The sequence below is a fragment of the Sphingobacteriales bacterium genome, assembly GCA_016699615.1.
Classification (GTDB): Bacteria; Bacteroidota; Bacteroidia; order Chitinophagales; family JADIYW01; genus JADJSS01.
Genome location: CP064984.1, coordinates 374,502 through 386,588 on the forward strand (window position 1 = coordinate 374,502; position 12,087 = coordinate 386,588).

A 12,087-nucleotide genomic window follows, 5' to 3' on the forward strand; every position below is an offset into this window, starting at 1 on the left:
AGTAATTTTGCAAATCCGTTGATGTGTTGAAGGTCGAGCGTAGCGAGCCTAAACGCATCATCGGATGTAATCCGCCGCACGATGTGCAAAAGGCGAAGCGTAGCGAAGACTTTTGCACATCACACAAATATACGCAATAAATGGAGTTGCGTATATTTTTTTTAAAAAATATTTTTTCTTTATAAGCTTATTATTATCAATATTCTATGTTAAATATGTTTTTGCGTATTTTAAATATCCTGTCGTATTATTTCATCCTTATTTCATTTGTGTATACCCAAAATGCGCAAGTTGTTTTTTGCTTTTTATTAAAATAATTAACATAAATATTTATGGATTCTTTGTGATTCTGAATCTTTATATCAGCAAGGTTACTTCAAACCTTTATTTTTATTGGTGGCATATTCAAACTCTTTAAATAATATTGTTCTCGTAGATTGCAGCAGAAGCCTACCAGATTGAGTTTTTAAACTATTTTTATTCTTGGTAAACTCATGCTTCTTGCCTACGCCCCATAACAATCAATGGCGAGGTACTTATTATTTTCAATGCTTCTACAATATTATATCTTATATAAATAATAACTCAACATCATTTATTAACTAATGAAAGTAGCCTTGTAGTTTGCTAATAAATAAAAAAACGCCTGATTGCTCAGGCGTATTCACAAAAAATTTAAAGTCTAACAACGGTTATTAGGTAATTTGTAGCTTTACTACGCTTATATTTACAGTATCGCTCCAAAAACCAGTTACCATATTATCTAATCTATAGATGGCTTTGTATCGCCATAGTTGTGCTTGTTCTGGCAATGGAAACATATCTGTATAGTTTGGTTTTATATCTACTTCGCACAATACAAAACCTTTGCCATCGCCTCTATCTACATGAATTTCAAGTGCATCAAAACTACTTTTTGTCCATATAATTTCTGGGTGCCCGCCTTGTACTAAGTGTACTTGTAATATAGGTTTAGCATTTACTGCATCTACTACCTTTTTAGGTTGTGGTATACTTTCTATACTCAAATCATTGCCATCTGCAATGGTGTACTTACGGTGGCTTTTTATTCTATTGGCAATAGCCGTAGCTCTGACAAATATGGCAGGTTCACTAATGTTGGTGTGGTTGCAAAAACTGGTGCTATTGGTATAGTACTTGGTGTGTTGTTTTGGCTATTGCCACTACGCATTTCGTTTTTGTACTCTGTTAGTTTCTTACTATAATCTTTAAACTGATTATTGTAGTCTAAAATGAAGGTAAAGTAAATTGCACTACGTTGCATATCCTGTACATCTGCTGTAGGTATATCATACTTAGTTGCATAATTGGGTAATTTGGCTGCAAAATTTTTTAGCCATAACTCTTTGCCTGCATCGTCTGCTGGCAGAAAATATCCTGTTGACATGTTTTATTTTTTTTAATTTTAATTAATAATTTATTTTACAAATACTGTACAGTTATATATGAAAACGCAAATGCTCGGATAATATTGTCTATTTTATGTTAAAAATTGCAAAGTGTTTAGTTTTTATAGTTTAGGCGATAGCCATTGTTGTTGCAGCGCTACATTATACCTCTATTAGTGTATTTCTATTATTCTGGCAATTGCTTCTACTACTAATGCTACAATACACAATTGTTATGCTTTAGACGCAAACTCTATGGCTAACAATTTTATTGTTGCTGCTTTAGCTTGGGTGGCTGGTAGTAAGAATTAATATTTCTGCTTACCTATTTATTCATAAATTGTAAGTGGTATTTATTCAGGCTGTAGCCTTAGTTGTTAATGCTATATTTTTATACTCTACAGCTATTGCCTAAGCTACCTACCTACTAGGTTTATTATTGCAGCTGTAGCTCGTGCTTTATGAGCTATTGCCTACATTATAGAATGTTTAGCATTAATATTGAATATTTCTGTGGCACAAGAGCATGCTCTATCTTTAAGAAATATTTCTACAGCTCGATTTATGCGTAGATAATTTTTTACAATTAATTCTATTGTATTTTTAATTTTTCGCTTGATAAAAAAGTGTATTTACTTTCTTTCCCTTTATGGAAAGAAAGCAACAAAGAAAGAGTTATATATTTTCCTCTTTACTTACTTTTTTTCTTGATGAAATACTGCTTTTACTTTCTTTGTCTTAATACAAAGAAAGTAACAAAGAAAAATCAAGTTCAAGCTGAGGCACTTTGCCACGCTCTTGGCTTCAGCTCGAAAAATCTTACTTCTTTAAATCATCTTGTTGGTTTTGTTTGTGCTTGTTTATAGTTTGTATTATAACATAAATATCTTGCTGTATCTTTTTTTGCACGATGATTTCAGTCGTTTCAATTTTTCTTCGCCTCGTGCTGACGCTTGAACGTTTTATATGAAAAACTTTTCTTTACGCTCGACGCTTATTTCCTTTACGCTATTTTTCTGATGCCAATTTCATTTTCTTATCAGAATATGATTTTAGTCGTTTCGATTTTTCTTCGCTGCGTGCTGATGCTTGAACGTTTTCTTTATTGTAATTTGATTTTAGATTGTTATAGAATCAATAAATACAAAACTGTTATCATAATTAAATTCCCAAATACAAACTATATATTATTGTATAAAAATAAAAAATGGGTCATCTTGCGATGACCCATTCTCTTTTGATAAATTATTTATTTGAATTATTTACCTTCCATTTTAGCTTTCAGATCAGAAAGTGCTTCAAGATCTCCTAAAGTAGATTTCTCAACTTTATTGTTGTTGTCTTTTAATGCATCTTTTTGTTTTTTGCTTTCTTTCTTTTTATCAGAGTCTACTTTTTTCTTATCTTCTAATTTTTCATCTTCGATAACTCTAGTATGCGAAACAATAATTCTCTTATCATCTCTTTCAAACTCTAATACTTTGAAATTAAGTACTTCATCTACTTCTGCTATTTTACCATCTTCTTTTTTGATATGGCGAGTTGGTGCAAACGCTTCAATACCATAAGGTAATTGAACTATAGCGCCTTTATCTTCTCTTTTAAGCACAGTAGCTTGGTGTACTGATCCAACTGGGAATAATGTTTCGAAAGTATCCCAAGGATCTTCTTCTAATTGTTTGTGTCCTAAAACAATTTTTCTATTTTCAGAATCTATTTCTAAGATGATTACGTCAAATTCGCTTCCAACTGATGTGTATTCATTTGGATGATTGTAACGTTTTGTCCAAGATAAATCACTGATATGAACCATTCCACCTACGATATCATCTAACTCAACAAATACGCCATATGGTGTGATATTTTTAACAATACCTTTGTGTTTTGTACCAACAGCATATTTTGTTGTAATTTTTGTCCATGGATCTTCAGACATTTGTTTTAAACTAACTGACATTTTTCTTTCGTCTTTGTCAATTGTTACCACTAATGCTTCATGCTCATCACCTAACTTGAAGAAATCTCTTGAGTTGATTGGTTGATTGCCCCATGATACTTCAGATACGTGAATTAATCCTTCAACACCTGGTACTATTTCTAAGAAAGCACCGTAATCTTCTATGTTCACGATTTTTCCTTTTACTTTAGCACCTTCAACAATTCCTTCTGGTAAATTATCCCAAGGATGTGCTTGTAATTGTTTTAAGCCTAATGAAATACGTTTTTTGTTTTCATCGTACTCAATAACAACAACTTGAAGTTTTTGATCTAATTGTAATACTTCACTTGGATGGTTGATTCTTCCCCAAGAAATATCAGTAATATATAATAAACCGTCAATTCCACCTAAATCGATGAATGCACCGAAGTCTGTGATGTTTTTGATAGTTCCTTCTAATACTTGACCTTTCTCTAATTTTCCAATGATTTCTAAACGTTGAGATTCGATGTCTGATTCAATTAGAGCTTTGTGAGAAACTACTGCATTTTTAATTGTTTCGTTTACTTTCACAACTTTAAACTCCATGAATTTACCAACATACTGATCGTAATCTGTAATTGGTTTTACATCGATTTGAGAACCAGGCAAGAACGTTTCCATTCCGAATAAATCAACGATTAAACCACCTTTAGTTTTGCTGATTACTTTTCCTGTAACAATCTCATCTGTTTCTTTAGCTTGTTTAATTCTATCCCAAGCATTTACTAATTTTGCTTTTTTTCTAGATAAAATAAGATGACCTTTTTTGTTTTCTTTATTTTCAACGAAAACATCAACTTGATCTCCAACTTTAAGATCTGGCATGTCTTTAAATTCACTTCTTGGAACTAAGCCATCACTTTTAAAACCTACATTAAGTACTACATCTGAATCTGTAATTGTACTCACTGTTGCTTTAATAATTTCGTTGTTTTCAATTTGTCTTAATGTACTATCGTACAATTTTTCAAGCTCTGCAGTTTGTTCTTTGGTGTATTTTTTAGCACCTCTTTTGCTGATGTTCCAGTCAAATTCTTTTACTGGTTTTACAATAATTTCATCTAACTCGATTGCTTCGCTTTCTACGACTTCTTTTTCTCTAATGACCAAATCATCGTCGTTTTCAAGATTTGGATTTTCTACTTCTGTTGTCAAATTCTGACTTTTTAAATGGTTAACAATAAATTATAATCTCCATTTTTTTAGTATACTACTATTAAAATGGACTGCAAAAGTACGATATTTTTTTTTATTACTGAAAAAATAGCTCAGAATTTAATATTAATTTTGGCTGAATAAACTTAATCTATAGAATTACAACATTCTACAAAAAACTATTACATAGAATAAGTAATAATCTATAAAACGCTAATTAACAACATATTAAATGTTTATTTTACTAAACACTGAAATGTTGTAGGTGTTTTCTGAGTTAAGATGATGTTCTTACTTGCAGTATGTTTTGCAACAGCTTCATCATTATAATGTCTAATTGTAAGAATTGATAGATTTTCTTGTGTCTCTATATTAAAATTCTCTTGAAGGAAATGTGCAACCTTTTGAATTTTTTCTTTATTATTTTCTACCACAGCTTCAAAAGAGATAGCACCTTGTTGCATCATATTTAATTTAAGATTCGCTTTGCTGAATGCTCTAAAAACTGATGCTAAAATATCTTCTTGTATAAAAGAAAAATCTTTAGTTGTAAACATCATCAAAGATTGGTTATTTTTCACTATTCTAATTGGTGGTAATTTGCTTTGGTCAGTATTTCCTACAATTGTACCAACACCTTCTGGATGAATGAATGAGCGTACATGCAATGGAATATTTTTATTTTGTAGTGGTTTGATAGTTTTTGGATGAATTACTGTTGCACCATAAAATGTCATTTCAACAGCTTCATTATAAGAAATTTGCTCTAGGAAAACAGCATCATCAAATACTCTTGGGTCGCCATTCATCACGCCTGGTACATCTTTCCAAATTGTTTGATGTTCTGCATTTATCAAATTTGCAAAAATTGCAGCTGTATAATCTGAGCCTTCTCTTCCTAAGGTAGTTGTACAATTTTCTGGTGTACAGCCTAAAAATCCTTGCGTAACAATTACATTATCTTTTAGCATTGGTACTACTTTATCATTTGTTAACTCAGCAGTTTTTATCCAATCTACCACAGCTTCTCTATATGTATCGTCAGTTTTAATAATATCTCTTACATCTAGCCAACTGTTTTTTATGCCTATTTGTTTGATATATGCTGATAGAATTATTGAAGAAAGCATCTCACCTTGTGAAACAATTTGGTCGTACACATAATTGTAAGAATCCATTCTATCTTCTTCTAACTGCCATTCTACTTCGCTGAAAACATTTTGTAGTTGATTGAATACATCGTTTTTATCATCAAATAATTCTTTACAAATTTGAAGATGGTTTTGCTTTACTATATCAAACTTTTCTTTAGCATTTCCTGTCTTATTAAAATAAGCTTCAACAACTTCTTCTAAAGCATTGGTTGTTTTTCCAGTTGCAGAAACTACAATGATTAGATTTTTGCCATCATTCTTCTCAACTATTGACGCTACATTTTTGATTCCTGATGCATCTTTCACTGATGCGCCACCAAATTTAAAGACTCTAAACATAAAATTATATTTTAATAAAGTACACAAAGATAATAAAATAGCTTTTTTTATATCTTTGTTGACAAAAAAATAATCTATGGCATCTAAAGAACGCTTAATTACACTAGACGAATTTATTATCGAAGCACAGAGCATGATAGAAGATGCAACTGGAGAACTTTCTGGACTATTGAGAGATATTGGACTTGCTGCAAAAATCGTAAATAGAGATTTGAAAAAAGCTGGACTAGTTGATAATATTCTTGGTGATGCTGAGAAAACCAATATACAAGGCGAAGAAGTTAAAAAATTAGATGAATTTGCTAATAATATCTTGAAGAAAACACTTTTAAATAGTTGCGAATGTGCAGGAATAGCCTCTGAAGAAGAAGATAGCTTTGTTGCTTTTGACAATAGAAAGAATGCGAAATATGTTGTTCTATTTGACCCATTAGATGGTTCTAGCAACATTGATGTGAATGCAACAGTAGGTACTATTTTTTCAATATACAAACGAAAATCTGAAATTGGCAAAAATTGCACATTAGAAGATTTTTTACAAAAAGGCACTGAGCAAGGGCACGCTGGTTATGTTATTTATGGCTCATCAACTATGCTAGTGTACACAACTGGCAATGGTGTAAATGGTTTTACTTTAGAACCATCAATTGGAGAATTTTGTTTATCGCATCCTGATATTGTAACCAAAGAAAATGCTTTGACTTATTCAGTTAATCAAGCATACTACAATAGTTTTTCTGATGGCGTAAAACAATATATTGATTTTTGTATGTCTAGTGAAGCTAAAAAAGTACACTCACTAAGGTATATTGGCTCAATGGTAGCAGATTTCCATAGAAATTTAATAAAAGGTGGTATTTATTTTTATCCGAATACCAAACAAGATCAAAAAGGAAAATTACGCTTAATGTATGAATGTAATCCATTATCGTTTGTGCAAGAACAAGCAAATGGAAAAGGAAGCAATGGAACAAATAGAATTCTTGAAATACAACCAGAAGATTTGCACCAACGCACACAAGTATTTATTGGTTCTAAGCAAATGGTAGAGGTAATTGAAGCATATATTAAAAATGAAAATAAGTAATATTTTATGGAATTATATTTAATGAATTTAGATGGAAAAGGAAGAGGCGTATTTTGTACTGAAGATTTGAATGAAGGCGATGTCATTGAAATTTGTCCTGTAGTTGTATGTCCTGCAAAGGACACAAAACACTTAGACAAAACAACTTTATATCATTATTACTTTATGTGGGGCGACAATGGAAAAAGTGCTGGCTTAGTTTTAGGCTATGGTGCTATGTACAATCACTCATATGACCCAAATGCTATATATGAAGCATATTATGAAGATGAAATTTTTAAGGTAATTGCAAGAAGGCATATTCCTGCAAATACTGAAATTACAATAAACTACAATTTCTATCCAGATGACCAAAGCAAAGTTTGGTTCGATGTGAATTAATCTATTTTTTGTATCTTAGTTTTTTATACTTATTTTTTATTGAAAAAAGTATCTCTAAATATTATATTTATCTCAATTCTATTATTTGCATGCAATACAAATGCATATAGTATTGATAAGTATATATTCTCTGGAAGTATTCAGGATATAAATAACAAAGAATATTTAATTGCTGCAACACTTGTAGACACTAACAACAATAATAATTTTATCATTACAGATTTGAATGGTATGTTCTCTATCGAATTAGATAGTGGTGAATATATATTTGAAGTATCTTATTTAGGTTATCAAAATCAGTTTTATAAAATAATATTAGACAGAAATATCAATCTAGATATTCTACTAAGCACACAAAATACCTTAGGTGAAGTACTTATTCAATCTAATAGAATAAAGAAAACAGCTGAGATGAATAAATCTGGTATTAATAGTTTGAGTGTGGAACTATTAAAAAATATGCCAGAATTCTTAGGCGAAAAAGATATATTGAAAGCTTTGCAGCTTATGCCTGGTGTGCAAAGTGGCAACGAAGGACAAAGAGGAATTTTTGTACGTGGTGGTAGTCCAGACCAAAATTTAATGCAATATGACAATGCAACCATTTATAATGTTGCACATATGTACAATATTCTATCTACATTTAGCTCTGATGCAATTACAAATGTAGATCTGCACAAATCATATTTACCTGCAAAATTTAGCAATAGATTATCTTCTATCACAGATATCCAACCATCATTTGGTGATTTGAATAAAATAAAATTTAACTTTGGAATTAGTCCATTATTTTCAAATTTCAATTTACAAATTCCAATAAAAAAAGAAAAAGCATCTATCAATATAAATTTGCGTGACTGTCATGTTGGATTATTTTCAGGACCACTTTCAGCAAAGCAATTTGAAAAAAGTAGTGAATTACAAGGTGGAAGCATTGTATATTATTTTTATGACATCAATACTGCAATACAGTATAAAATAAATGAGAAACACACTTTGCGTTGGAGTTTTTTCCATAGTCAAGATTTTTATAAACAAACATCTTTAATAGATAGAATAGAAAATGTAAGCGACCAAAAATATTATTCAGAAGTAAATTATTTAAGATGGTATAATATTACAAATTCAATAGGAATTGAAAGTAAAATAAACGACAAACTAACAGTCTTAAATCAGTTTCATTTTAGTAATTATAAAGTAAAATATACTTATAACTTACATGACAAGTTTTATACTTATAATTATAACTATAACTATTTTTACGACAACAATTCTATATCAAAAATACAAGAGATTTCGTTATTATCTGATTGGAAGCAAAATTTCAACGAAAAGTATAATCTCAATTTTGGATTTAGAACAAACTTTAAATATTTTGATGTAAATAATATTTCTGAAAAAGATTATGATTCTACAAAAACTCTAATATCGCAGTCAAATGGAGTTATTTCAAAATATAAACAGATAGAAAGTTTTTTATATGCTGATTTTCATCATAAAATAAATTCTAAACTAGAATACACTTTTGGATTGCAAGCCACTTTGGTAAGTGTACAATCTAAGAGTTTTTTATATGCATTACCAAAATTTCAATTTATCTACACACCTATTCCAATACTAAGTATTAGAAACTCCATCACATACAATATGCAACCTTTGCATTTATTGGCAAGTTTACAGAACGGCATTCAAAGTGATATTTGGGTACCTGCAATTGCAAAAATACAACCACAAACTGCATGGCAATATTCTGGTGGTCTGCAATTTAATTTTAAAAAACAATACACTATTAGCGTTGATGCCTATTATAGAAAAATGTATCATCAGATAGAATATGCTGGATCTAATAATTTTATCAGCAATACTGAGTCATGGGAAAATCAAGTTGCACTTGATGGTACAGGAAAATCTTATGGTTTAGAGTTTTTTGCAAACAAATATTTAGGTCAATTTACGGCATGGGCAAAATACAATTTGAGTTGGAGCAAAAGACATTTTGATGAGCTAAATGATGGGAAAGAATACTTTTTTAAGTATGATAAAAGACATGATTTTTCTATCAACTTACAATATAAATTAAAGAAACATTTTGATTTTTCAATAAGTTGGGTGTACACATCAGGTATGCGTGCAACTATTCCTATTGCTAAGTATACTACAAACCAAACTATCAACCTATATAAAAATAACAATTCGACTATGTATGGAAACCAAGAACAAGACTACCAATACAGTGAAAGAAATTCTTATGTACTGCCTGCATATCATCATCTAGATATAGGCATGAATTATACTAAAGAAAGAAAAAACTTAAAACATGTATTTAATGTAAGTATTTATAATATCTACAATAGATTAAATATTTTTAGTATCTTCAGAGTAAACAGTTATTCACAAGATCTAGGTTATTATACTAAGTATAAACAACTCACATTATTCCCAATACTACCATCAATATCATATAGAATTTATTTTGAAAAATGAAAAAAATTTACACATATATAATTACATTAACTATAATAATTTTCATTTCATGTGAGAAAGATATTATCCTAAAAATTGACAATGTAGAAATAAAACAAGTGATAAATTGCTATATCAACGAAAACACAAGGATACAAATCTACATCAGCAAATCAAAAGCAATAGATGATAATAGTTCAATTGAATTCATTTCTAATGCAACAGTACAATTATATGAAGATGGCGTTTTTATTGAAAACATGCAATATATACTCGAAAATCCATCAAATAATTTAGGCTTCTACCTTTCAAACTATGAGGCAAAAGCCAATCATACTTATAAAATAATAAGTACAGTAGAAAATATGAAAACTATTGAAGCAACAGAATTTTTGCCTCCAAAGGTTACCATTTCCAATTATAGATTGATTCAATATCCAGACACAATAGATAGGAATAGAAAAGGCATATTAAAGTTTAATATTGAAGATGATGGCAATATAGACAACTTTTATGTAATTGATTTATATGAAAGTATTAAGACTTCTTCAATCGATAGTCTTGGTGATTCAATAAGTCAAATCAATAATTCTGGTTCTTATTTTAAGATAATAGATTTTTCAGAAAACGAGTCATATGATAGAAGATTTATTGACGATAAAAAATTCAATGGTACATCAAAAGAATTTACAATTGAATTTAATGGGAATGTGTTCAACGGTTCAAATATATTGGAACAAAAAATAGTTTTGAGAATTTCAAATGTTGGAAAAGGATATTTCGACTATTTCTATTCTTTGCAAAAAAATAGAGGTGGCGTAAGCAATAACAACAAAGAGCCCATTTCAGCAATTAGTAATATAAATGGTGGTTACGGTCATTTCTCGAGTGATAATTTTAAAACATATAGTATAAAAATACAATAAAAAAAGGTTGCCATAATAGCAACCTTTTTCTTTTACATCAAAATAAAGAATTGATTAATACTCATCTTCATTAAACAAGAAATCATCTTTTGTAGGATAATCTGGCCAAATATCCTCAATAGATTCATACAAATCTTCATCGCCATCAAGTTCTTGTAAATTTTCAATTACTTCCAATGGTGCTCCAATTCTAATAGCATAATCTATTATTTCATCTTTTGTTGCTGGAAATGGTGCTTCTTCTAAATATGATGCCAATTCTAATGTCCAATACATAATCGTTAAGTTTTTAAAATTTTAAATACAAAAAATGTTCCATTTTTTTGAGGATGCAAATATAATTTTTAATTTCTAAATTAAAAATGTTTAACATTATTTTTTATCTTTCAGATTCTGAATTATTTAACATTAAAAATAGCATAGAAAAATATGAAAATAAATCTAGATAAATTAAGTACAAAAGCACCTGAAAACTTAAAAAAAGAAGAAATAAAAGAAAAAACAGCAAAATTACTAGAAGAAATCAATGCTATGCAAGATAAACTAATTGCTTCTAAGTCAAATAGTTTATTGGTCATTTTACAAGGAATGGATGCAAGTGGAAAAGATGGTGTTGTAAAAAAAGTTTTTGGTGGCTTAAATCCATTAGGTTTGAAGGTGCAAACATTTAAAAAACCTACTGAAATAGAAATGGCACACGATTTTCTGTGGAGAATACACCAAGTTGTGCCACAAAAAGGTGAAATTACTATATTTAATCGTTCACACTACGAAGATGTGTTGATACAAAGTGTACATCATTGGATAGATGATGACACCGTAAAATTTAGATATGATGCCATCAATAATTTTGAAAAATTATTAGAACAATCTGGAACAAAAATTATAAAATGCTATTTACATATTTCCGAAGAAGCACAATTGGAAAGACTAACTGAAAGAAAAACAAATCCTGAGAAAATGTGGAAGCACAATGATGGTGATTGGGAAGAAAGAAAATTGTGGAAAGCGTATAGAACAGCTTATGAAAATGCATTTAAATATTGTAGTGAAGCTGCACCATGGAACATAGTTGCTGTAGACCAAAATTGGTACAAAGAATATCAAATTGCTGTTTTGGTAAAAGATGCACTTGAAAAAATGGATTTAAAATATCCTATTTTAAAAACAAATTCATAAAAATATTTCTTAT

The 12,087-nt window shown here is 29.7% G+C and carries 10 protein-coding genes; 5 read left to right on the forward strand and 5 right to left on the reverse strand.

Annotation, left to right across the window (positions count from 1 at the left end; translation table 11 throughout):
- Window positions 1-695 precede the first annotated feature (695 nt).
- The 4 genes from IPK18_01860 to IPK18_01875 all read right to left on the reverse strand — a co-directional run bounded on the left by IPK18_01860 (window position 696) and on the right by IPK18_01875 (window position 6,038).
- Window positions 696-1,028 (reverse strand): hypothetical protein, encoded by a 333-nt coding sequence (locus IPK18_01860; GenBank protein QQR98304.1) that lies wholly within the window; start codon window positions 1,026-1,028, stop codon window positions 696-698.
- Window positions 1,029-1,066: 38 nt separating this feature from the next.
- Window positions 1,067-1,408: a hypothetical protein gene (locus IPK18_01865; GenBank protein ID QQR98305.1), complete on the reverse strand. Its 342-nt coding sequence runs from the start codon at window positions 1,406-1,408 to the stop codon at window positions 1,067-1,069.
- A 1,259-nt stretch (window positions 1,409-2,667) separates the two neighbouring features.
- Window positions 2,668-4,572, reverse strand: a complete 1,905-nt coding sequence (gene rpsA, locus IPK18_01870; protein QQR99280.1) for a 30S ribosomal protein S1 — start codon at window positions 4,570-4,572, stop codon at window positions 2,668-2,670.
- A 209-nt stretch (window positions 4,573-4,781) separates the two neighbouring features.
- Window positions 4,782-6,038: an aspartate kinase gene (locus IPK18_01875; GenBank protein ID QQR98306.1), complete on the reverse strand. Its 1,257-nt coding sequence runs from the start codon at window positions 6,036-6,038 to the stop codon at window positions 4,782-4,784.
- A gap of 76 nt (window positions 6,039-6,114) precedes the next feature.
- On the opposite strand from IPK18_01875, the gene fbp reads away from it, so the two are divergent.
- From fbp to IPK18_01895, 4 genes are read left to right on the forward strand one after another with little or no spacing between them, the layout of a single operon-like run.
- Window positions 6,115-7,125, forward strand: a complete 1,011-nt coding sequence (gene fbp, locus IPK18_01880; GenBank protein QQR98307.1) for a class 1 fructose-bisphosphatase — start codon at window positions 6,115-6,117, stop codon at window positions 7,123-7,125.
- Window positions 7,126-7,131: 6 nt separating this feature from the next.
- Window positions 7,132-7,506: an SET domain-containing protein-lysine N-methyltransferase gene (locus IPK18_01885; GenBank protein QQR98308.1), complete on the forward strand. Its 375-nt coding sequence runs from the start codon at window positions 7,132-7,134 to the stop codon at window positions 7,504-7,506.
- Window positions 7,507-7,545: 39 nt separating this feature from the next.
- Complete coding sequence (locus IPK18_01890) at window positions 7,546-9,990, forward strand: carboxypeptidase-like regulatory domain-containing protein (GenBank protein ID QQR98309.1); 2,445 nt, start codon at window positions 7,546-7,548, stop codon at window positions 9,988-9,990.
- Window positions 9,987-10,895: a DUF4249 domain-containing protein gene (locus IPK18_01895; protein QQR98310.1), complete on the forward strand. Its 909-nt coding sequence runs from the start codon at window positions 9,987-9,989 to the stop codon at window positions 10,893-10,895. The genes IPK18_01890 and IPK18_01895 overlap by 4 nt, the downstream gene beginning before the upstream one ends.
- A gap of 54 nt (window positions 10,896-10,949) precedes the next feature.
- Here the strand turns inward: IPK18_01895 and IPK18_01900 are convergent, their stop codons facing one another.
- Window positions 10,950-11,171 carry a DUF2795 domain-containing protein gene (locus tag IPK18_01900; GenBank protein ID QQR98311.1) on the reverse strand — a complete coding sequence of 74 codons (222 nt, stop codon included), beginning with the start codon at window positions 11,169-11,171 and terminating at the stop codon, window positions 10,950-10,952.
- Between the two features lie 153 nt (window positions 11,172-11,324).
- Here IPK18_01900 and IPK18_01905 point away from each other — a divergent pair, with 153 nt between their 5' ends.
- Window positions 11,325-12,074, forward strand: coding sequence for a polyphosphate kinase (locus IPK18_01905; GenBank protein QQR98312.1), 750 nt, complete (start codon window positions 11,325-11,327; stop codon window positions 12,072-12,074).
- Window positions 12,075-12,087: the final 13 nt, after the last annotated feature.